The sequence below is a fragment of the Kitasatospora azatica KCTC 9699 genome, from assembly GCF_000744785.1.
In the GTDB taxonomy this organism is placed as follows: Bacteria; Actinomycetota; Actinomycetes; order Streptomycetales; family Streptomycetaceae; genus Kitasatospora; species Kitasatospora azatica.
This window is the reverse complement of the sequence record NZ_JQMO01000002.1, coordinates 795,914-816,759: the sequence shown is the minus strand read 5'-3', so window position 1 is coordinate 816,759 and position 20,846 is coordinate 795,914. Positions and strand designations below refer to the sequence as shown.

The 20,846-nt window shown below is 71.1% G+C and carries 13 protein-coding genes and 3 pseudogenes; 5 read left to right on the top strand and 11 right to left on the bottom strand.

Annotated elements, in window-relative coordinates:
* Positions 1-84 precede the first annotated feature (84 nt).
* Positions 85-678 (bottom strand): TetR/AcrR family transcriptional regulator, encoded by a 594-nt coding sequence (locus BR98_RS03920; RefSeq protein WP_035840089.1) that lies wholly within the window; start codon positions 676-678, stop codon positions 85-87.
* A 124-nt stretch (positions 679-802) separates the two neighbouring features.
* On the opposite strand from BR98_RS03920, the gene BR98_RS03915 reads away from it, so the two are divergent.
* Positions 803-1,912: an FAD-dependent oxidoreductase gene (locus BR98_RS03915; protein WP_035840086.1), complete on the top strand. Its 1,110-nt coding sequence runs from the start codon at positions 803-805 to the stop codon at positions 1,910-1,912.
* 222 nt (positions 1,913-2,134) lie between these two features.
* Here BR98_RS03915 and BR98_RS41920 read toward each other — a convergent pair whose 3' ends face one another.
* The 3 genes from BR98_RS41920 to BR98_RS03900 all read right to left on the bottom strand — a co-directional run bounded on the left by BR98_RS41920 (position 2,135) and on the right by BR98_RS03900 (position 6,781).
* Positions 2,135-2,266: a hypothetical protein gene (locus BR98_RS41920; RefSeq protein ID WP_267886038.1), complete on the bottom strand. Its 132-nt coding sequence runs from the start codon at positions 2,264-2,266 to the stop codon at positions 2,135-2,137.
* Between the two features lie 760 nt (positions 2,267-3,026).
* Positions 3,027-4,928, bottom strand: coding sequence for an ABC transporter ATP-binding protein (locus BR98_RS03905; RefSeq protein WP_035840084.1), 1,902 nt, complete (start codon positions 4,926-4,928; stop codon positions 3,027-3,029).
* Positions 4,929-5,512: 584 nt separating this feature from the next.
* A complete protein-coding gene (locus BR98_RS03900) occupies positions 5,513-6,781 on the bottom strand; it encodes an NAD(P)-binding domain-containing protein (RefSeq protein WP_051969278.1) in 1,269 nt (422 codons plus the stop codon).
* Positions 6,782-7,001: 220 nt separating this feature from the next.
* Between BR98_RS03900 and BR98_RS03895 the strand changes: the two are divergent.
* From BR98_RS03895 to BR98_RS03885, 3 genes and pseudogenes are all read left to right on the top strand, one after another.
* Positions 7,002-7,907 (top strand): annotated as a pseudogene (locus BR98_RS03895) (cytosine permease); the annotation flags it as partial.
* Between the two features lie 19 nt (positions 7,908-7,926).
* Positions 7,927-8,379, top strand: coding sequence for a nucleoside deaminase (locus BR98_RS03890; protein ID WP_035840083.1), 453 nt, complete (start codon positions 7,927-7,929; stop codon positions 8,377-8,379).
* A 25-nt stretch (positions 8,380-8,404) separates the two neighbouring features.
* Entirely contained in the window at positions 8,405-9,373 is a 969-nt protein-coding gene (locus BR98_RS03885) for an isopenicillin N synthase family dioxygenase (RefSeq protein ID WP_035840081.1), read from the top strand.
* 6 nt (positions 9,374-9,379) lie between these two features.
* Here BR98_RS03885 and BR98_RS37425 read toward each other — a convergent pair.
* The 4 genes and pseudogenes from BR98_RS37425 to BR98_RS03870 all read right to left on the bottom strand — a co-directional run.
* Positions 9,380-9,559, bottom strand: a pseudogene (locus BR98_RS37425) (GTP-binding protein); the annotation flags it as partial.
* 287 nt (positions 9,560-9,846) lie between these two features.
* Entirely contained in the window at positions 9,847-10,416 is a 570-nt protein-coding gene (gene ssuE, locus BR98_RS03880) for an NADPH-dependent FMN reductase (RefSeq protein ID WP_035840078.1), read from the bottom strand.
* Between the two features lie 73 nt (positions 10,417-10,489).
* Complete coding sequence (locus BR98_RS03875) at positions 10,490-12,694, bottom strand: tetratricopeptide repeat protein (RefSeq protein ID WP_051969276.1); 2,205 nt, start codon at positions 12,692-12,694, stop codon at positions 10,490-10,492.
* Positions 12,678-13,979 carry a hypothetical protein gene (locus BR98_RS03870; protein WP_051969275.1) on the bottom strand — a complete coding sequence of 434 codons (1,302 nt, stop codon included), beginning with the start codon at positions 13,977-13,979 and terminating at the stop codon, positions 12,678-12,680. Before BR98_RS03870 ends, BR98_RS03875 begins: the two co-directional genes overlap by 17 nt.
* A 590-nt stretch (positions 13,980-14,569) precedes the next feature.
* Between BR98_RS03870 and BR98_RS03865 the strand changes: the two genes are divergently transcribed.
* Positions 14,570-16,300: a serine/threonine protein kinase gene (locus BR98_RS03865; protein WP_198042122.1), complete on the top strand. Its 1,731-nt coding sequence runs from the start codon at positions 14,570-14,572 to the stop codon at positions 16,298-16,300.
* Positions 16,301-16,751: 451 nt separating this feature from the next.
* Here the strand turns inward: BR98_RS03865 and BR98_RS03860 are convergent.
* From BR98_RS03860 to BR98_RS35985, 3 genes and pseudogenes are all read right to left on the bottom strand, one after another.
* Positions 16,752-17,312 (bottom strand): annotated as a pseudogene (locus BR98_RS03860) (IS1634 family transposase); the annotation flags it as partial.
* A 524-nt stretch (positions 17,313-17,836) separates the two neighbouring features.
* Positions 17,837-19,747, bottom strand: coding sequence for a ThiF family adenylyltransferase (locus BR98_RS03855; protein WP_051969274.1), 1,911 nt, complete (start codon positions 19,745-19,747; stop codon positions 17,837-17,839).
* 105 nt (positions 19,748-19,852) lie between these two features.
* Positions 19,853-20,707 (bottom strand): helix-turn-helix transcriptional regulator, encoded by an 855-nt coding sequence (locus BR98_RS35985; protein WP_051969273.1) that lies wholly within the window; start codon positions 20,705-20,707, stop codon positions 19,853-19,855.
* Positions 20,708-20,846 lie beyond the last annotated feature (139 nt).

Below are 20,846 nucleotides of genomic sequence, written 5' to 3'. Positions count from 1 at the left end.
CTCAGGTTGAACCTGTGAGGGCGCGCAACGCGTCCACGCACACCGCAACGCGTCCACGCACACCAGGGCTCCACGCAGAGCGGGTCAGCCGCCCGGGTGGGAGGCCGCCCAGCCGTGTTCGAGCAGCGCGAAGGCCTCGTCGGCGGCGCGGCGCGGCGCGGCATGCCGCAGGATGAGTCCGCGGGCCTCAAGGGCGAAACGGGCCAGTGCGGCGCAGCTGATGTCGTCCTCGGGGGCGCCGACAGCCTCGGTAATGGCTCGCGCCAGGGCCGCTTCGTGGCGCGTCCACATGCGGTGGGCGTAGTCGCGCAGCGCGGGGGTCTCCTCCACCATGCGCGTGAAGTCGGCGAACCGCGGGTCCGTGGCGTGGACGGCGAATTGGGTCTGTTTCAGCAGGATGTGCTCGCGCAGCGCCTGCGGGATCGACTGGCCGGGGGTGCGGTCGCGCACCGCGGCGACGAGCGCTGCCTCCAGGTCGTCGTCCTGGTCGAAGACCAGGGCTTCCTTGCTGGAGAAGTGCTTGAACAGGGTGGTTACCGAGACGTCCGCGGCGTCGGCGACGTCCTTGACGCCGACCTGGTCGTAGCCGCGGTCGAGGAAGAGTTCGAGTGCGGCGTCGGCCAGGGACTGGCGTGTTTGGGCCTTCTTGCGCTCGCGGCGCCCGGTCGGTTCGGTCACTCGCCCATGATATCCCAAGATGCAGTGACTTCGAAAGTATAGTCATTGCACTTATTTAGTGAGTGTGCTTTCTTGGTGAGGCCGGATCTCCCGGCGCCTCACCCACCCCCCGAGGGACACTCCCATGAACCCTGCTCGTGATCCCCGCATCGCGATCGTCGGCGCCGGCCTCGGCGGCCTCACCTGCGCCCGAGTCCTGCAGCAACACGGCTGCTCCGCCACCGTCTTCGAACGCGAGGCCTCCGCCGACGCCCGCCCGCAGGGCGGCACCCTCGACCTGCACGCCGACACCGGCCAGGCCGCCCTGCGGGCGGCGGGGCTCCTCGACCGATTCCAAGCCCTCTCCCGCCCCGAAGGAGAGGAGTGGCGTGTGCTCGACTTCGCCGACGCCGCCCTCCTGGCGCATCAGGGGCCTTCCGCCGCCGGCGGCCGGCCGGAGATCGACCGTGGCCAACTGCGCGGTCTGTTCCTGGATTCGCTCACCGAGGGCACGGTGCGGTGGGGCCGCGCCGTCAGCGGGGTCACCCCGCTCGCGGACGGCACCTGCCGGCTGCTCTTCGCTGACGGCACCGCCGAGGACTTCGACCTGGTGGTCGGCGCCGACGGCGCCTGGTCGCGCGTCCGCCCGGCCCTGTCGCACGCCGCACCCCGCTACACCGGCGTCACCTTCGTCGAGACCGGGTTCGACCACTGCAACACCCGCCATCCCGACCTCGCGCGGCTGGTCGGCAACGGATCGATGCTGGCGAAGGGCGCCGGCAGGTCCCTGGTCGCCCAGCGCAACAGCAACGGCCACATCCGCGCCTACATTGCGCTCCGCGCGCCGCAGGACTGGCACGTGGCTGCCGGTCTCGACCTCGGCGACCAGCGGGCCGTACGCACGCACCTGCTGGGGATGTTCGACGGCTGGGACGAGAGCCTGCGCTACATCCTGCGCAACAGCGACAGCGGGTTCATCAACCGGTCCCTGTTCGTCCTGCCCGCCCCGCACACCTGGCAGCACGTTCCCGGCGTGACGCTGCTCGGCGATGCCGCGCACCTGATGCCCCCGGTCGGGCTGGGCGCCAATCTCGCGATGCTCGACGGCTCCGACCTCGCCCACGCCCTCGTCACCGAATCCAACGTCGACGACGCCGTCCGCGCCTACGAGAGCATCATGCTGCCGCGATCGATTGAGGCCGCGACGAGCAGTGCGCAGGGACTCGACCACCTCGTTCCCGCAGCGACTTCCTGAGTCGACTCCACGGCCCGGGCGTTCCCGGGGGCGGCGGAGGTCTTCGGCGAGGGGTTACAAATTGAGTCGTTTCCCTGACCGGCGTCTGGCCGCTCGAGTGCGAACGTTGCGACCTCCGCCGTGTGGTGTGCGGTGCAGTGGTGGGCAGGTGAACGCTCTGGATCTACCCCGAGCAGGCGTGGCTGTGACTGAGCGGGTCTCGCCAGGTCGCGTTACCTTCCGTCAGCGCCACAGGAGTTGGCCGTGGTCGAAGACTGCCGTGACGGGTGCGTGGTCGGACCAGCGCTCGGCGTGGGAGGCGGGGCGCTCGATGTAGGCCTCGGTGCAAGTGGCCGCGAGTCCCTGACTGGTCATCAGGTAGTCGATCCGCCAGCGGGTCGACGCACCTTTTCCAAGTATCTTCCCAAGTCAGGGACACTGAGCCCTCGTGCCGTCGGTGACCCGATCTGGAGACGCTGATGATGAGTGATGCCGCAGTCCTTCCCGTGCGAGCCGTTGTTGGTTCGCGTGTTTCCGACAGGCATGGCGATGAGGGGGAAGCTATCGCACCTGGTGCAGGCGGAGTCGGCGACCCGCCATGCCCCGTCGCAGGCGTGGGACATCGTGGGGTCCTTCGAGAGTCGACGTCGAGACCGGCGAGACCTTCACCGACGCCTGGAACAGCGCCGACCAGGAACACCGACGCCTCATGCTCATCACCCTGAAGGCCAGGCTCTACATTTCACCGACCGTCGTCGGCTGGCATTTGCCCGAGGACCTCGAATCCAGGATCAGGCAGAGCGAAGGTACTTGAGGTTTGCCCCCCCTGGCGAGACTCACGCTCAGTAGTACGTGGGTGTTCATGACGCTGGCCGGACACAGACCGTGAGCCGACGGCGGTCAGGGGTGTTGGGGGAGCTGGACCTGGGTGGGTCCTGAGCGGCGGCGACTGCGTCACGGCCGAGCCGTCTCACCTCGGAGAGCAGTCGGTGCGATGCACACAAGGGCAGCAGGGCAGCAGGGCAGTAGGGCAGCAGGGCAGCGGAGCGCGAAGCGTTGGAACACCCCGCCATCTACGGCGTGCGGCTGACGCGCCCAGCGCCCCGGATGAGGTACGGCCAGGCACCCCGCCTGCCTATGCCACCGCCTCGGCGCCCGCCGTGATCCGGGTCACGGTGTGGCTGGGATTGCTGAACTGGGTGCGGTACAGCTCCGCGTACCGCCCGGCTGCGGCGAGCAGTTCGTCGTGGGTGCCGCGTTCCACGATGTGCCCGCCCTCGACGACGAGGATCTGGTCGGCTGCGTGGATGGTGGAGAGCCGGTGGGCGATGACGACGGCGGTGCGGCCCTCCAGCGCCTCCGCGAGGGCTTCCTGGACGGCGGCCTCGGAGGTGCTGTCCAGATGGGCGGTGGCCTCGTCGAGGATGACGACGCGCTGGCGGGCGAGGAGGAGCCGGGCGATGGTCATGCGCTGGCGCTCGCCACCGGAGAGCCGGTAGCCGCGCTCGCCGACCACGGTGTCGAGCCCGTCGGGCAGCGAGCGGACGAGGTCTTCGAGCCTGGCCCGGCGCAGCACGTCCCACAGCTCGTCCTCGGCGGCCTCGGGTCGGGCGAGCAGCAGATTGGCGCGCACGGAGTCGTGGAAGAGGTGCCCGTCCTGGGTGACCATGCCCAGCGTCCCTCGCAGGGCTGCGTGCGACATGTCGCGTACGTCGATGCCGCCGATGCGGACCGCGCCTTCGTCGGTGTCGTACAGGCGCGGCAGCAGCTGTGCGATGGTCGACTTGCCTGCCCCGGACGAGCCGACGAGGGCGATGGTCTGGCCGGGTTCGGCGCGGAAGGAGATACCGTGCAGGACTTCGGCGCCGCCCCGGGTGTCGAGCGCCGCGACCTCTTCGAGGGATGCGAGAGAGACCTTCTCGGCGGACGGGTAGCCGAAGCGGACGTTCTCGAACTCCACGGACACGGGCCCGTCGGGGACCTGCCGGGCGTCCGGCTTCTCCTCGATCAGGGGCTTCAGATCGAGCACCTCGAAGACCCGCTCGAAGGAGACCAGGGCGCTCATGACCTCCACCCGGGCCCCGGCGAGCGAGGTCAGCGGAGCGTACAGCCGGGTGAGGAGCAGGGCGAGCGAGACGACGGCGCCGGCCTGCAGGCTGCCGTGCAGCGCGAACCAACCGCCGAGGCCGTAGACGAGCGCGAGCGCCAGCGCCGAGACGAGGGTGAGCGCAGTGATGAACGCCGACTGCGCCATGGCCGTACGGACGCCGATGTCACGCACTCGGCGTGCCCGCGCCGCGAACTCGACCGACTCGTCGTCGGGCCGCCCGAACAGCTTCACCAGGGTCGCTCCGGGCGCGGAGAAGCGTTCGGTCATCCGGGTACCCATCGCGGCGTTGAGGTTCGCGGCCTCGCGCTGAAGCCCCGCCATCCGGCTGCCCATGCGACGGGCCGGGATGACGAAGACCGGCAGCAGGACGAGCGCGAGCAGCGTGATCTGCCAGGACAGCGTGAGCATGACCGCGAGCGTGAGCAGCACGGTGACGACATTGCCGACCACCCCGGAGAGCGTGTTGCTGAACGCCCGCTGCGCGCCGATCACATCGTTGTTGAGGCGGCTGACGAGCGCGCCGGTGCGGGTTCGGGTGAAGAACGCGATGGGCATCCGCTGGACGTGGTCGAAGACCGCGGTACGCAGATCGAGGATGAGCCCTTCGCCGAGGGACGAGGACAGCCAGCGGTTCAGCAGCCCGAGCGCGGCATCGCCGAGTGCGATGAGCGCGATCAGCAGCGACAGGCCGACGACGGCGCCCGGGTCCCTCCCCGACACGATCGCGTCCACGACACGTCCAGCGAGTACCGGAGTGGCCACCGCGAGCAGCGCGCCCACCACGCTGAGCAGCACGAACTGGGCGATACGGCGGCGGTGCGGGCGCGCGAAGGCGGCGATGCGGCGCAGCGTCGCGCGGGCGAAAGGGCGGCTGTCCTGCTGCGCGTTCATGACGCTGTGCAGCTGCATCCAGGCTGTGGTCTCCATGCTCATAGAAGAACGGTAGAACCTCGCCGCCCACCCGAAGGAGCGGAGGGGGCACGAGTGGGTAGAACACCACGTCACCGGCCGTTCGGCGCCGCTACCGCCAGGCAGAGTTTCGGGGCCGCTGAGGATCCAGCCGGCCACGGTCCGGGGTGCCGGTGGTCGTGCAGTGACGAGTCGTGCTTCAAATTCTTTGAGTGGGCTGGGGTGCAGCGCCCATCCGGTCGAAGTCGCGTGGCCGATGAGATCAAGCAGAGGTGTGCGGGTGAGAACCTACGGCAGCAACCAACACACGGATCACAACTGGAGCAACCCCGGGCGTGCGGGGAGGAGATCGACGTCCACCCGAGGTAGCCGTCATTGACCGGAGCAACCCCGGCGGGCGGGGCGGAGACGGGCGTCGACGTTCAGGGTGCCCGGCTCGGCGGAGCAACCCCTGACATCCGGGGAGGAGATGCCGGGTCGGTTACCGACCTTGATCAAGTACAGAGCCACCCCGGACGAGCGGGGAGGGGGAGCTGAATTCGGTGGACTCGACAGTGTAGAGGGCCGTCCGGCGCGGACGCCGCCGGTTCTCCGCGGACACGCTACCGTCCCGGAGCGGCCCGGCCGGTCAGCCGTTCCGCCAGCACGGCCGCATCCTCGGCGACGCCGAGGAAGGTCGCGGACTGCCTAGTCCGCTGCCAGTGCACGCCCATGAAGTGCAGCCCCGGGACGACCGTGCTGCAGCCGTCGGTCTGGAGCGGGAAGCCCGTCGCGTCGAAGGCCTCCGGGAAGTCCACCCACCTCGCGAAGTCCGGACGGTAGCCGGAGGTGAAGACGATCGCGCCGACGCCGTCGAGGTCCAGCTCGGTCACCGGCTCCGCCGCGAACGGTGGTGGCGGCGGCAACTGCGGGGCCCGCTTTCCGCGCTTGGCCAGGCAGGACGTCAGCAGCGCGTCGATCTCGGCGTGGCGCGCGTCGCCGAAGGCGACGGAGTTCGGCAGGTCGTCAGCAAAGTGCACGCGGCCGTCGTCGGCGCCGAGGAAATGCCCAGCGAGTGTGACTCCCAGCGCCTGCAGGGTGCGGTAGTTGAGGTCGTGACCGCCGTCGCGGCCGCTGCACTGCAGGTTGGCGAGCAGCCTCATGCCGAGGTCGGGTAGGTCGCCAACCTTGGTGACGAAGAATGGCGTCTCCTCGACCAGCCAGGAGATGATGTCCCGCCCCTCGACGCGCCGGGGGATCCAGGGCGCGCGACCGCAGGCCAGGTGTACCCGGCGTCCGGTCTCGACCAGCTCTTCGGCGAGCTGGCACCCGGTCTGACCACTGCCGACGACCAGCACCCCGCCCGGCGGCAGGGCCTGCGGACGGGTGTAGTCCTCCGCGTCGAAGACGATGACCGAGGGCGGCAACGAACGCCAGCCTGCCGGGCGGTGCGGTCGCTGGTAGCCGCCGGAGGCCAGCACCAGTTTCCGGGCGCGCAACAGGCCGTCCGAGCTGGCGAGCCGGAAGCCGCCGTCGGGGTCGGCGTTGACGCGGGTCACCTCGACGCCCTCGCGCACCGGCGCCCGTCCGTCGGCGGCGTAGCGCACGAGATGGTCGACGATCGCGTCACGCGCCATGAAGCCGTCCTGGTCGGATCCGGTGTAAGGCGCGCCGGGGAGCCGGACCGTCCAGTTGGGGATCACCAGACAGAAGCTGTCCCAGCGCCGCCGCCAGCTCTGTGCCACGCGACCGCGCTCAAGCACGACGTGCTCGACATCCGCCTGCGCGAGCTCGTGCGCGATCGACAGGCCCGCCTGCCCGGCGCCCACGATCACGACATCGTGTTCCTCGGGACGGGACTGGTGCGACTGGTGCTTTGCAGGAACGGCCATGACGGATCCGGCGGCGTGCTCGCACTCGGGGACGCGCGAGGCCCTTGCCTCAAATGTCGCCGCGCCTTCATTATCGCCGCGCCGCGGGCCCCTCGCCTTCGGAAAGCTCAAGGGACGAGCAGGTCCAGCAGGCGGAAAACACGGGCGGCGGACAGCCTGAAGTGGACCAGTCCCGGCTGCACGATGGTGCTGCGCAAAGCGGTCAGCCGAGAAGTACACCTTCCCGGTACTGACCCTGGTATTCGTGGCCGCCGCCGCGGTCATCCTCGGTAACTCCCGCCCGGGCTCCGCGACCGGCGCGCACGCCGCCCCCGGCGCGTTCTGGCTCGCCGCGGGCGCCGCCTTCGGCTACGCCGCCGGTTGGAACCCGTACGCCGCGGACTACACCCGCTACCTCCCGGCCACCACCGCGCGATGGAAGACCGCCTTGTGGCCGGCGGTCGGCGTCTTCGTCTCCTGCGCCTTTCTGGAGATCATCGGCGCGGCCTCCTCGACCGTGCTGATCCCGGACGGCATCGCGTCCAAGCTCTCCCTCACCGGAGCGTTCACCTACTCCCTCCCGGGCTGGCTGGCTGACCTCACCCTGCTCGCCATCGCGCTGGGCGGAATCGCCGCCAACGCGCTGAACATCTACTCGGGGTCGCTCTCCTTCGTCGCGATCGGCCGGGGGCTCACGGCCCGGATGAACCGCGCTGTGGTCGCCCTGGTCTTCGGCATCGTCGGCACCCTGGTCGCCTGCAGCGGGCTCGGCAACTCCGGTACCAAATACGAGAACTTCCTGCTCGTCATCAGTTACTGGATCGGCCCCTGGCTGGGCGTCACCTTCCTGGACCGCTTCCTCAGCCGCGCCCGCTCCGACGCGGACACCGCCGCGCTGCTCCAGGACACCACGTACCGCAACTGGGCCGCGCCGATCGCGATGGCCGTGGGCACGGCGCTCGGCGTCTGGCTCTTCTCCAACCAGACGGACTACGGCGGACTGGTCGCCAAGCAGTACCCGGACATCGGTGACCTCGCCTTCGCAGCGGGCTTCACTATCGCCGTGCTGCTCTACCTGGTGCTGCGCCGGGTGCCCGGTCTCGTCCGGACACCGGTGACCGGCGCGCCCGTTGCCGTCGTCGGCTGAATCGGTGGACAGTGGGCTCATGACTGACCTGCCCGTTCCTGCTGATCTCCTGTCCGTCGCCCTCGCGGAGGCCCGTCTGGGTCTGCGCGAGGGTGGTATCCCGATCGGCGCCGCGCTCTTCGGCCCGGACGGGGGACTGCTGGGACGCGGCCACAATCGCCGCGTCCAGGACGGTGATCCGTCCACGCATGCGGAGACCGCCGCCTTCCGGGCGGCGGGCCGACTGCGCGGATACGGCCGGACCACGATGGTCACCACGCTGTCGCCCTGCTGGTACTGCTCTGGCCTGGTCCGGCAGTTCGGCATCGGGCAGGTGATCATCGGGGAGGCGAGGACCTTCCACGGCGGCCACGACTGGCTCGCCGAGCACGGGGTACGAATCACCGTCCTCGACGACGCCGAATGCATCGCACTGATGCGGGAATTCATCGCTACCCGGCCCGACCTCTGGTACGAGGACATCGGCGAGTGATCCCGTTCCTACCCTTTGGAGCACCATGTCCTCTCGCATCCCCGTGATCGACCTCGCCCTCTGGCTCTCCGATGACCCGGCGGCCCGGGCCCGTACCGCCGATGCCGTGGACGCCGCGCTCAGCCAGGCCGGCTTCCTGCTGATCACCGGACACGGCGTCGGCCTCGAGATCCGGGAGGAGGTCCGGCAGGCCGCCCACTCGTTCTTCGCGCTGCCTGCGGAGGTGAAGCAACGCTACGCGGTGAGCGTCGGCGGCCGCGGCTGGCTGGCCAAGGGCGCCGAGGCCAACGGCTACTCGGAAGGCACTCCGACCCCGCCGGATCTCAAGGAGTCCTGGACGGTCGGAGCGGATCAGCCGATCGGCGAAGCCGAGATCGACGCCTTCTGGTTCCAGCCGAATCGCTGGCCGCAGGTCGAAGTACCGCAGTTGCAGCCGATCGTAGAGGACTACCTGGCGCGGATGCGCTCCGTCGCCGACGAGGTGCTCCGGCTGCTCGGCACCGCGCTGGGCCAGGGCGCGGACTTCTTCACCGCGCACACCACGCACCCGACGTACACCCTGAACATCAACTGGTACCCGGGCACGGGTCTGGTGGGCGAGCCCCTCCCCGGCCAGTTCCGGATCGGCCCGCACACCGACTTCGGCACGGTCACCCTGCTGGACCGCCAGCAGGGCAAGGGCGGGCTACAGGTCTGGATCGACCCCGAGGACGGCGGCGAAGGCTGGGAGGATGCCCCGTACGACCCGGTGGCACTTACCGTCAACATCGGTGACCTGATGGCCCGTTGGACCGGCGGCCGCTGGCGCTCCGGCCGCCACCGGGTCCTCCCGCCGTCCCCCGACACCCCGGATGAGGACCTGATGTCCCTGGTCTACTTCTACGAGTGCGACCCCCACACCATGGTCGTCCCGATCGCCGGCCCCGTGGCGCACGCGCCAGTGGACTCCTCCGTATATCTGAGGGACAAGCTGTACGCCATCAGCGTGAGTTGATTTGCTGCCGCGGGCGGCCTCCTCCGGGGCGCGGTCGATCCGGTCGAAGGGGACGAACGAGCCGCCGCCGCGCTCGGCGAGGCCCTTGGTGATGGCGGCGGTGAGGGTGGTCTTGCCGTGGTCGACGTGACCCATGGTGCCGATGTTGAGGTGCGGCTTGGTGCGCACGAAGGCCTGCTTGGCCATGACGGGATCTTCCCCTGCGAGTCGAATGCGTGATGACGGAACCTCAGCCCGGATCCACCGGTGATCTGGGCCGGTAGGGCCTGCCGTCCATGGTCAGGGGCAGGACGGCGTCGTCGACCTGGGGCACTTCGTAAGTGCAGCCCGACAAACGGTCCAGCGGGTCGTTGGGCTGGCGTAACGATCGACTCCAGGCGCTCCGTGTGGAGGCGTCCGCCGAGGCGCCGGTCGCTACGGACCGCGGCCCGTCGGGGATCGGCCGGGCGTACCGAGCATAGAGATTGTTATCGTCAGGCAGACGATAACAATGCGGGGTTCCACGTGCCGCCCCGCAGGCGGGGAAGTGCGGAGGCGAAGCGGGCTACCGCGTCGGCCAGCGCGTCGGCGCTGTCGGCGGCCGGCAGCGCCGGGCCGTCCGCAGTCGCGCCCAGCTCGTGGTCAAGCACGTAACGGCCCTGTGCGACCTGTGCGCCGAGCGTGGTCAGCACCGGGCGCAACGCGTAGTCCAGCGCCAGCACATGGGCGGCCGAGCCGCCGGTGGCCAGTGGCAGCACGGTCTTCCCGTCCAGCGCGTGCCTGGGCAGCAGGTCGAGGAAGACCTTCAGCAGGCCCGAGTACGCGGCCTGGTAGATCGGGGTGGCGACCACCAGGGCGTCCGCCTCGGCGACCAGGCGCACCGCGCGGGCGATCGCCGGGTCCGTGCCCTGTGCGGCGAGCAGCGGCCCGGCGGGCAGGTCGCGCAGTGCGAGGGTGTGCACGCGGTGGCCCCGGGCGCGCAGGTCGGCGGCGGCAAGCTCGGCCAGCCGGGCGGTCCGCGAGGCGGGTGACGGGCTGCCCGAGAGGGCGAGGACGATGGCCATGACTGCCTTCCGGGACGGCTGGGTTCGGACGCCGTCCGGTCGGCGGCGGCCGCCGACCGGATGTCTCACTTCGTCAGCTCGCGCCGAGAACGGCGCACTCGGCGCGTCGCTCGCGGAGCCTGGACAGCTCCGCCACCACCTCCGCCGCGTCCGCCTCGTCCTGGGCCGCCGCGATCTCGGGCAGCAGCAGGTCCATCGCGGCCGCGTAGTCCGCGGCGGCGGCCCTCCAGTTGCCGGAACTCTCGTGGGCGAGCGCCCGGTTGGCGCGGACCACCGGGTCCTCGTCCAGGTGGAGCGAGCGGTCGAAGCAGCGCACGGACTCCTCGGCCTCGTCCCGCTCGTACGCCAGGACACCGAGCGCGGCCCAGGCGGCGGGCAGTTCGGGGTCGCGGGCGAGCGCGGCCCGAAGGTCGGCGCGGGCGTCCTCGGGGCGGTCGTCGTCCTGGGCGAGCAGGCCGCGCAGCGCGAGCAGGTGCGGCTGTCCGGCCTCGCGGACCAGGCCCTCGGCGACGTCGCTCGCGGTGCCCGGCAGGTCGCCGAGCGAGTAGCGCAGCCCGGCCCGGTTGACGTACGCGTCCAGGAACTCCGGGTCCAGCTCGAGCACCCGGTCGAAGTCGCTCAACGCCCCGTCCAGGTCGCCGAGTTCGAGCCGAAGGTCGGCCCGGTTGTAGACCGCCTCGGGGTAGGGCGGGGAGGTCCGGATGGCGTGCTCGTAGTCGGCGAGCGCCTCCGTTTCGCGGCCCAACTTGCGCAGCAGCACGGCGCGTTCGAAGTAGTACTCGCTGTGGTGCGGGTCCTGCGCGATCACCCGGTCGTACGCGGCGGCGCCGGCCTCCGGGCCGACCAGGCGGGCCAGCAGCTGGGCCCGGTTGTACTCGAGGACCGAGCGGTGCTGGCCCTGGTCCTCGGCGTCGAGGGCGCCGTCCATCCGCTCGATGCCCGCCTCGACCAGTTCGAGGGCGCGCACCGGGTCGCCGAGGTGCATCTCGATCAGCGCCAGGCCGTTCTCGTTGAAGGTCCGGTTGTAGGCGCGCCGGGCGTCGGTGTCGGCGAGGCGGGAGAGCGCGACCGCGGTGTTCACCCACGCCTTCGCCTTGCGGTGGTCGCGCCGCTCGGGCTCCAGGTAGCGGGTGTAGACCATGGCGCGGCCGTACGCCGCCGACATGTGGACGGCGGGCAGCGCGGTGCTCGCGCAGGCGTCGTCGTACAGCGCCAGGGCGTCGTCGGCGCGGTCGCCCATCACGCTGTAGGCGATGGTCGTCCGGGCGGTGACCAGCCAGCAGTCCTCGGGGCGGGTCTGCCAGTCGAGCACGGCGTGGGCGAGCGGGCCGAGTTCGACCAGGGCGTCGTAGAAGCCCTCCAACAGGCATTCCTGCATGGCGTTCTGCAGGGCGAGCGCGCCCGCGCCGGCCGGGTCGGCGCCCAGCGCCCGGTGGTGGGCGAGCGGTCCGCGCAGCAGCGAGGACTCGCCGTCCCGGGCGGCGGCGGCCAGTTCCTCGGCCCGGGCCTCGTGCAGCCGGGCCCGCTCGGCAGGCTCCAGTTCGGCGTAGCAGGCGGCGGCCGCCGGGTCGTCGGTGCTGCGGTCGGCGGCGACCCAGCCGGCGGCCAGCTCCCGGCGGGCGGCCGGGTCGGCGGGCAGCGGTCCGAGGGGTGTGGCGGGCGCCTCGCGGCGGGTGGTGTGGGCGGCGAGTGCGTCGGCCAGCGGCTGCGGGACGTCCGTGCCCGCGGTGCATACCACGATCCGTAGGCGCTCGGGGTCGGCGCGGCGCAGCAGCAGGGCCAGCCAGTCGGCGTCCGTCCGGTCGGCGTGCTCGGCGTGCCGCACCACCAGGGTCGCCGGGGCGTCGAGCACCGCGGTCTGGAAGTCGATCAGCCCGTGCGCGATCCGGGTGGTGCGGATGTACGGGTAGTACCGGGTGCGCTTCTGCGGCGCGGTCAGCGAGGTCAGCGTCTCCCGGCGGCACGGCAGTACTTCGCGCAACTCCGGTGCGGCGGCGAGGATTTCGATGTCGTGCCGGATGGCCGGCTCCGGGTCGGCGGCCAGTACCGCCGGTACCAGCCGGCGCATCAGCGCGCCGGCGGCGGTGAACGGTCCGCGCAGCCGGCGGTGCGCGTCGAGTTCGGCGAGCAGCGGCGGCATGCCCGGTTCGGCCAGTGTGTCGGCGACCAGGGCGCGGGCGGCGCTCTCGTCGGGCGCGACCAGCCAGTGGTGCGGGCGCTGCGCGGCGGACGGCGGGTACTGCGCGGCGGACGGCGGACGGTCAGACGGGCCGGACATGGGCTCCCCCTTGGTGTGACGACTCGTTCGTGCTGGTGCTGGTGCTGGTGCTGGTGCTGGTGCTGGTGCTGGTGCTGATGGTCATGCTCGTTTCGGATGCGGCCCGGCGTCGCCGCCAGGCCCGCCAGGCGCCGTACGCCACTGCGAGCAGCTGCACCCCGACCATGGCCAGGGCGAACGCCGCGTCCGCGAGCCGGGTGAACGGCACCGAGCCGTCCCGCACCGTCGCCAGCGCCGAACCGGCGAACCGCCAGCCGACCGGCACCACCACGGTCACGAGCATCACCGTCATGGCGGCGTACCCGAGCAGGTACGCCGGGGCGTACCAGCGCACGGCGGCGGCGTCCTTCGGGTGCCAGCGGCTCTCGTCGGTCAGCCGGTCGGTACGCCCGCGCAGCCGGTTCAGCCGGTTGGCGACGTACGCGCGGGCCGTGCCGTGCGGGTCGCTGCCGCCGAGCACGACGACGGCCAGGTGGTACAGGTCGGTGCGCAGGAAGAAGTAGAACTGGGCCAGCAGCCGCGGGATCGCCGTGAACGCCAGCGCCAGGCAGACCCGTCCGGCGGTGCTCGGCGTGCCGTCCGGTGCGCAGCTCGTCCAGGCGGCCACCGTCAGCGCGGCCATGCCGAGCACGTCCACCAGCATCCCGGCCAGTACCGGCAGCAGGCGGCTCCGCCTGGGGAGCACCACCAGGCCGTCCAGGGCGGTCTCGAAGGCGAGGAAGTACAGTCGGCGGCTGATCCGCAGCGTGGTGCGCAGCCCCAGCCGGCGGCCCGCCAGCACATGCCCGTACTCGTGCACCAGCATGAACACCGGCTGGCTGACGAACACCACCAGCTGTACCAGCAGCGCGTACGGGCTGAAGAACAGATTGCCCGGACGCGGAAGCAGCGCCGGCCGGTCCAGGCAGGCGAGGACGGCGGCGGCCAGCAGCGCGGCGTATCCCAGCCACGCGGGCGGGGAGAACAGTGCGCGGCCGAGGCGCTGCAACGGGACGGTGCGGTGCGGGAGTCGTTCGGTGTCCTGTTCCTGCTCGTCGCCGAGCAGGAAGTCGAGTTCGCGCAGGGTGTCGAGGAAGTCGTCGAGGTCCACCTCCTCGCCGAACTCGGCGCGGTACCAGCCCGCGGCGTCCTGCGGGGCGGCGCCGCTCTCCAGACGGCGGAGCAGCGCGGCCCCGTCGGGCGGGAACGCCCCGTAGGAGTCGATGTCGGTGCGTCCGACCACCACCTCGTCCCCCTGGTCGAGGTAGGTCAGCCGGTGGAAGCGGAGCGGTGCGTCGTTCACCATCGGGGTGCCCCTGTCCTTCGGCGGGTCCGGCCCCGTCCGGCGGGCCGGGAGCGCTCCACGCTCCCGGCCCGCCGGACGGCCGCTGTCAGAGGCAGCAGCAGTTGCCGTAGCCGTAGTTGGTGCACATCGCGGTCAGCCGAACCGCACCCGGCTTGCGGACCGCGATCTTCTTGCCGGTGACAATCTTCTTCACGGCGAATCCCCCATCTCGTCGTGCGCTGCGCCGGTCGGCGCTTCGCATGTGACCAGAGTGCGGCGCGGCTGTTTACACGGAATAAACGCCGGGTCGCTGCGCAGCTCGAACGGCTCGTTCTGTGAACGACTGTTGCTGGAACATGACTTGACGATCAGTCAGATATCGCCGGCGGCATCACCTTGGCGGTGCTACGGCCGGACCCGCACCGCCGCATCCTCCGCCGCCGTGGAATCACCCCGGCGGCAGTCGGCAGTCGGGTGGGACGGGCCGAGGTCCGGCGGCAGGAAGACGAGGATTCGGGCCACCCGAGGTTCGAGCAATCGGCCATCTCCCGACGCAACTGTTATCCGTCCGAGTGATGGTGAACCAGCCGGTACCTCCTACGATGCCGGGCATGACTACTGCGGGGCCGCACCGCCGGCTCATCGATGGACGCTATGAACTGCTGGAACCGCTGGAAGGCGCCGCTGCGGGAGCGGTGGTCTGGCGGGCACGGGAGACGCTGCTCGAGAAGGAGGTCGTGCTTCGCGAGCTCCGTCCCGCCGACTCCTCGCCGACCGGGCGGGCGGAGCGGGACCGGTGGCGTGAGCAGGTCCTGCGGAGGGTACAGGAGCTGATGCGCCTGCAGCACCCCAGCATCGCCGCGGTGCAGTGTGTCGTGGACAGCGGCGAGCACCCCTGGCTCGTGACGGAGCTGGTGACCGGACGCAGCCTTGCCGAGCAGCTGTCCGACGGACCGTTGGAAGTGCCCGAGGCGGCCGGGATCGGGCGGGGGATCCTGGCCGGGCTGCGCGCCGCGCACGGCCTGGGGTTGCACTACGGTGATCTGCGGCCCGGCAACGTCCTCATCCGCCCCGACGGTACGCCGGTCCTCTCCGGCTTCGGCATCGCCGCCCTGAATGACGCGGCTGGGACGGCACTCGCGGAGCCCGGCTACACGGCCCCCGACTACCTGGCCCCCGAACGCCTGCGGAGCGGGGAGCCCGGCCCGTCCGCAGACCTGTGGGCACTGAGCATGGTGCTGTACGTCGCCGTCGAGGGGCACCACCCCTACCGGCGTGCGAACGACTTCGCCACCGTCGCCGCCGTCCTGCAGGAGCCCCTCCCGGACCCGGTCCGCGCGGGTGCGCTCGCACCGCTCCTGGCAGAGGCTCTCGCCAAGGACCCGGCGCAGCGGCCGGGTATCGCGCGCTTCGACCGCCTGCTGGCCGTCGCTCAGAAGGCCCGCCAAGCGGACCCGCGAAGATCCGGGCCGAATGTCAGCATGGTCAAGCCCGGCCCGACGGTCCACCTGAACAAGCACCTCGCACCGGAGCCTCAGGACGCCGTTCCGCAGGACGCCCCGCCGTCCGGGCGCCACCCGCACGAGGACAGACCGAAAGCCCGCGGTACGAAGAGCGATGGTCCGAAAGCCCGCGGGGCGGAGAAGTCCCCACACCGGAGCGACTCCGAACGGTCCGCCGAAATGGCGGCTCTGCGCAAGCGGCGGGAGGCTCGGCTGGGCAAGGCGGCCCAGGAGAACGAGAAGCCCGCGGCGAAGGCTCGTACTCGCCGCCGGGTCCTCGTCCTGTCGTCGGTCGCTGTCGTCCTGGTGACTGTGGCCGGTGTGACGGTCTGGAGCACGGGCATGTTCGCGCCCGACGCGGTGGACTGCCGGCCAGGGGCGGTCCAGTCCCCTGCAGGAGCGGGCCTGCTGACCCCTCAGGGAGTGCGCGAGGTCATCGCCTCACAGCAGCAGCAGTTGAACACCATCAAGGCCCTCAGCCTTTCCGTCTACTCGACCCACGCGGAGTCCGACGTGCCGACGGCCGCGAACCCGCACCTGTACGACCAGTTCAGCTACAGCAAAGGGGCGGGCACCCACCGGCCTGAAGGCACCGTCAGCTCCGGCGACAAGCCCGTCGACCTGAACAGCGTCAATTGGGACTGCCTCCCCGGACTTCTCCAGAAGGCGCAGGACACGCTGAACGTCCCACATCCGACCGGCCGCTACATCATGCTGGAGGGCCCCGACCGCTTCAGTGACGAGCCGCTTATCAGCATCTACCTGTCGGATGCTTACGGCTCCGGCTATTTGAAGGCCGACACCAGCGGGCACATCCAGGACACCCACCGGCACGGCTGAGCCCCACCCGTAGGACTGGGCAGCCAGAGGCGGCCAGCGAAGAGGTCACGGCAGCCTGGCCGTGCGGCTACGTCCGCGACGCAGCCGACGACGTCCCGGAGCGCGCCCGTGCTGGTGGACCGGGACCGCGAGGTCGACGCCCAGGCGCTGACCGCCGCCAAGCGGGACAAGAGCAAATGAGCGATGCCAACTTGAAGAGCACAGGCCGGACGGAAGCCCTGGCGCAAGAGGGGAAACGGCTGGTCCGTATTCGATGGCGACCGCCGGATTTGCGTTGTGTGCCACGAACCTGTCCGCTCCTACCAGTACCGTTTCCATCCGCCCCCCCGAGTTCGACAGTGTGTGGGCACATAACTGGGCCGGATTTCGGGGGTGACCTGCGGGTTCGGGCGTGATGGCCCGCCGGGGTCGTGTGTCCACGGCTCTGGTGGATGTTTGGCCAGGTCAGGGGCTATTCGGCAGGCGCGAGGCCGCTCATCTTTGGTGGCATCGGGACGCCGCAGTCCCGGAAGATTCGGACCTGGGCCTCGGTGGTGTCGGTAGTTTGCTGGAGGCGTCCGGCGGGCCCGGCGAGGGTGACCTGGTGGAGCCTCTGGAGTTCGGTTCTGATGGTCCGCCAGGTGGTGTCGGTGCGGCGTTCGGCCACGCGGATCAGCAGCAGGGCCAGCCAGCACAGCAGCACGTGAGCGCGGATCCGGTCATCCACGCGGTGGTAGACCGGCCGTAGATACAAGGTCGACTTCATGGTGCGGAAGGCCCGTTCGGCTTCCAGGAGGTTCTTGTAGCCAAGGGCGACGTCCTCGGCGGTCAGGTCCGGGTCGGAGGTAGCCAGGAGGTACTTGCCGTCGAGGTTGGCCTCGGTCTTGACCTTGGCGCGGTCGATGGAGAGCCGTCCGGTCGGGGACTGCTTGAGCCACCGGCCGAGCGAGGGGTGGTCGCGAAGTGCGCACTCGGCCTTGCGGTGCACGATGTCCGGCGGTGGGACAGCGCGCTTGAGGCCGGCCCTGACGGCCTTGTCCTTCGCCTTCTTGGAAGAGCAGGTCGACTTCGAGGTCGAGGAGGTTCGCGGCGGCGAAGAACACCGCTTCCTGCACGGCGGCTCGGGTGTGTTCGTCGACCAGCAGGTCCATGGCCCGAAGCCGCGGCTGTTTCAGGTCGACCAACGCCCGGCGGGCGGCGAGTGCACGCACCAGCGGATCGCCGAAGCCGAGGAGCTCGATCACGTCCTCGAGCCGCTCCTCCAGCAGGGGCTCGAGGGCGTCGTAGCGCCGGGCCAGGATCAACAGCTCCACGGCGATCTCCCGGGCCCGGGTCAAGCTCGGACCAGAGCCGCTGAAGGCCCTGTTCGAGCAGACCGCCCGGCCAATGGCGACCGATTCCACCACTGGTGCGTGGTACGGGCGTTGGCGGCTGATGGCGGTCGACGGGACGACGTTCGACGTGCCGGTTTGGTTGATCGGGGCCGTCCTTTGAGGTTAGGCCCAGAATCGTATTTCCGCGCGGGACAAGCTCCGGTGACTGCCCGGGGCTGGGGGGCTATCCAGCCCACCGGACGGAGTCCTCGATCGGGCAGCGCGCGCCCTGGCGGAGCGGGGTGGTCGTGGCCCGTCCGGTGCGCAGGACCGTCAGGACCTCGTTGTCCCCGTCGGGGCCGAGTCCGGCCGCCGGGCGACCGAACTCGGCGCCCAGCGGCTGGGCCGCGTATCCGGCCTCGGTCAGTGCGAGCCAGATGTGCATCAGCGTGGCTCCCGCTTCGAGGCGGTCGGCGACGGTCCGGCGCGGACCGCGCAGGACGAGCACGGCCCCGCAGTCGCGCAGCCTCCGTGCCCGACCGCCGGCCGCCGCTGAGGCCAGTTGGCGGACCAGCGCCCGCGGTACCGCCTCGCTGTCGATGGCGCGGGCGACCACGCCGGTCGCCCCCGAGCGGTCGAGGAGGTCGCGCGGGTCCCCGAAGGAACGGCGGCCGCTGTCGTTCCGTGCGCGTTCCCGCAGCCAGGCCCGGAGTTGGGCGTCCGACGCCGGGGCGGCGGCCATGGCTGAGTCGAGCTCGGTCCGGGCGAGCCGGGCCAGGGCGGTGGGGCCGGTCACCGTCTCCAGGGAGAGGTTCCGCTCGGCGCACAGCAGTTCGATCCGCTTCGCCGTCGCCGTGTCGAGAGGGGTGCGCAGCAGGCCCTCCCGGTGGGTGGAGCGCAGGCCGAGCGCGCCCTGCCGAACGAGGACGTCGTCGCGGAGGCGTTCGCAGTGGAACCGGCCGACGAACGCGGGCGTCCCGTCCTCGTCGGCTGGCCGATCCGACGAGGTCGAGGCCTCCCACTCGCCGTGCGCCAGGTAGGCCATGGATCCCAGAGCGCAGCCGAGGCTCTCCGCCCAGCCCAGCGGGTCCCGGACGGCGGCGGGCCAGCGCTGCGGGTCGTGCGCCAGCCGGACCGTGCGGTCGTCGAGGAGTTCGAACGCCCACGGCTGGGCGTTGAAGGCGGAAGGGGCGAGCCGGGCGCCGTCCAGCACGGTGGCGAGCCGCTCCGGCAGCGGGCGCGGGGGCTGTGGCGCGGCCGAGGGCCGGAAGGGACCGCGCCGGGAGGCGGCGCGTAGCGCCCGTCGGGACCGTACGATCTCCACCGGCAGCCGCGCCCGGTGCAGCAGGGCGGCCGGGCGGGGCATGACCGCGGCATGCACGTCCATGGTGACGACGTCCCGTGTCCTGCGGTTCATGAGCAGGTCCACGACCGTTCTGGCGGTCAGTGTGGCCAGGCCGAGGAGGCAGTAGCCGATCTGCGGCCAGGCGCCCCCGTTGACGCGCCGGTCGGTCTGCACGGCCAGGAAGTCGCTGGGGACCTGGGTCCTGCCGATCCACCGCAACGATTCCCACAGACGGTTCTCGCGGTGCGCCTCCGCGCTCGCCCTGCCGTAGAACGGCACCGGGTTGCGCCGGTAGTCGAAGACGTACAGGGTCGGTTTCCCACCGAAGTCCATACCCGCCAGGACGGGGATGCCGAGCCGGGCGGCCCGCTCGTGCAGCTGGTACTTGACCCAGGACGACATCGTCGGGTCGATGCCGTCGAAGACGATGTGGGAGCCGTCGAGTGCCTCGTCGAGGTTCTCCAGGGTCAGCCCCTGCGGGTAGACGGTCACTTCGGCCGAGGGGTTGAGAGCGCGAATCCGGTCGGCGATCGCCTCGGGCTTCGAACGGCCCAGGTCGGCCTGTACGCAGGCCTGCCGGTTCAGGTTCGAGACGTCGAAGCGGTCGGGGTCGGCGAGCCGGAAGCGCAGCACACCGAGCCGGGCCAGTGGTTCGACGACGGCGCCACCGCCGCCGCATCCCGCCACGAGTACGGTCGCGGCGCGCAGGGCCGCCTGTTCTCGTTCGCTGATGATGTCGGCGTTGCGGCTCACCGCCTCGGCCCCGGCGGCCATCACGTCGATGTCCGCCCGGTGGGTGTCAGTGGCCATGACCAGTTCCGTTCGCTCGGCGCTCGTGCTGGGCCCGCGCTCCGACGGCGGTGGAGCGCAGTGCCGTACGGCACTGGTGGGAGGGGGGACGGGGGCGTGTTCGGCTCATGCGCATTCCGTTTCAGGGTGGTGGCTGTTGGCTGCGCGCACCGGTGCGGGCCGTCGTGCGTCGACGAGGTCGTCGCACGGGCGGGGAGCCAGCACCCGGGCGCGGTCCGCGGGCGCGGGAGCCGAGGTGGCACAGGCGGACCTGCCGACCGGGAACCGCATCATCTGCTGGGGCCTGACCCGAGGCGGCCAGCAGTGCGGGACGAGGATGTCCAGCGCGTAGGCGCGGGCGACGAGCGCGGACCGGGTGGGGGCTTTCAGTTTCCTCAGCATCGCGCTGATGTGGTACTCGACACCGTGGCTGCTGAGGCCGAGCCGTGGGGCCAACTGCTGGGTGGACAGCCCGGCGGCCACGCCTTCCAGGATGCGTGCGGGCACCTCCCCGAGCGCCACGGGCGCTGCGGCCGGTGTGAGCGGGGGGCTGTGGACGGTGTCCGGGAGGATGAGCGCGATCGCGGCACAGTCGGTGCGGCAGACGTGCGGGACGGTGTTGGGCGCGATGCCCGTGACCAGGCAGTCCCTGTCCGTGAGGTTCGCGTCGAGCATCAGGCGGATGCTGAAGTCACCGCACCGCCCGTCGACGAGCTGGGAGAAGTGTTCCTCCAGGCTCGCCACGGCCGTCGGACGGAAGAACCGTGACAGGGGTTTCCCCGTCACCTCCGCGAGTACGAGCCCGAACTGCTCGCAGAACGCCTTGTTCGTCTCCACGACCCGGAGGCCGGTGTCGAGATGGACGATGCCGAGTGCCGCGGTGACTGCCGGCGGGGGCGCTGGTGTCGACGGGTCCCCGGATTTCGCCGCGACGGGCTCTGCGCGTGGCTCCGGAATCGTGGCCTTGGGCAGGGTGGACAAGGCAGTAGTACCTCTTTCGGGGGGCCGGAAGGACCCGGGTGAGCCGCGTTCGGCCAGCGCCGGTGGACTGCCCTGTGCGCAACGTCGCTCGAATAAGTCTCCAAGCGAAGATGACCTGCACGAACGCCTCACGGAGGTG

Excerpts from the sequence above, each read along its gene's own strand:
- BR98_RS03875 (WP_051969276.1), bottom strand. The coding sequence starts at position 12,694 with ATGTCCGGCCCGTCTGACCGTCCGCCGTCCGCCGCGCAGTACCCGCCG.
- ssuE (WP_035840078.1), bottom strand. The coding sequence starts at position 10,416 with ATGGCCATCGTCCTCGCCCTCTCGGGCAGCCCGTCACCCGCCTCGCGG.
- BR98_RS03865 (WP_198042122.1), top strand. The coding sequence starts at position 14,570 with ATGACTACTGCGGGGCCGCACCGCCGGCTCATCGATGGACGCTATGAA.
- BR98_RS03915 (WP_035840086.1), top strand. The coding sequence starts at position 803 with ATGAACCCTGCTCGTGATCCCCGCATCGCGATCGTCGGCGCCGGCCTC.
- BR98_RS03885 (WP_035840081.1), top strand. The coding sequence starts at position 8,405 with ATGTCCTCTCGCATCCCCGTGATCGACCTCGCCCTCTGGCTCTCCGAT.
- BR98_RS03905 (WP_035840084.1), bottom strand. The coding sequence starts at position 4,928 with ATGGAGACCACAGCCTGGATGCAGCTGCACAGCGTCATGAACGCGCAG.
- BR98_RS03890 (WP_035840083.1), top strand. The coding sequence starts at position 7,927 with ATGACTGACCTGCCCGTTCCTGCTGATCTCCTGTCCGTCGCCCTCGCG.
- BR98_RS03870 (WP_051969275.1), bottom strand. The coding sequence starts at position 13,979 with ATGGTGAACGACGCACCGCTCCGCTTCCACCGGCTGACCTACCTCGAC.
- BR98_RS41920 (WP_267886038.1), bottom strand. The coding sequence starts at position 2,266 with ATGACCAGTCAGGGACTCGCGGCCACTTGCACCGAGGCCTACATCGAG.
- BR98_RS03900 (WP_051969278.1), bottom strand. The coding sequence starts at position 6,781 with ATGGCCGTTCCTGCAAAGCACCAGTCGCACCAGTCCCGTCCCGAGGAA.
- BR98_RS03855 (WP_051969274.1), bottom strand. The coding sequence starts at position 19,747 with ATGGCCACTGACACCCACCGGGCGGACATCGACGTGATGGCCGCCGGG.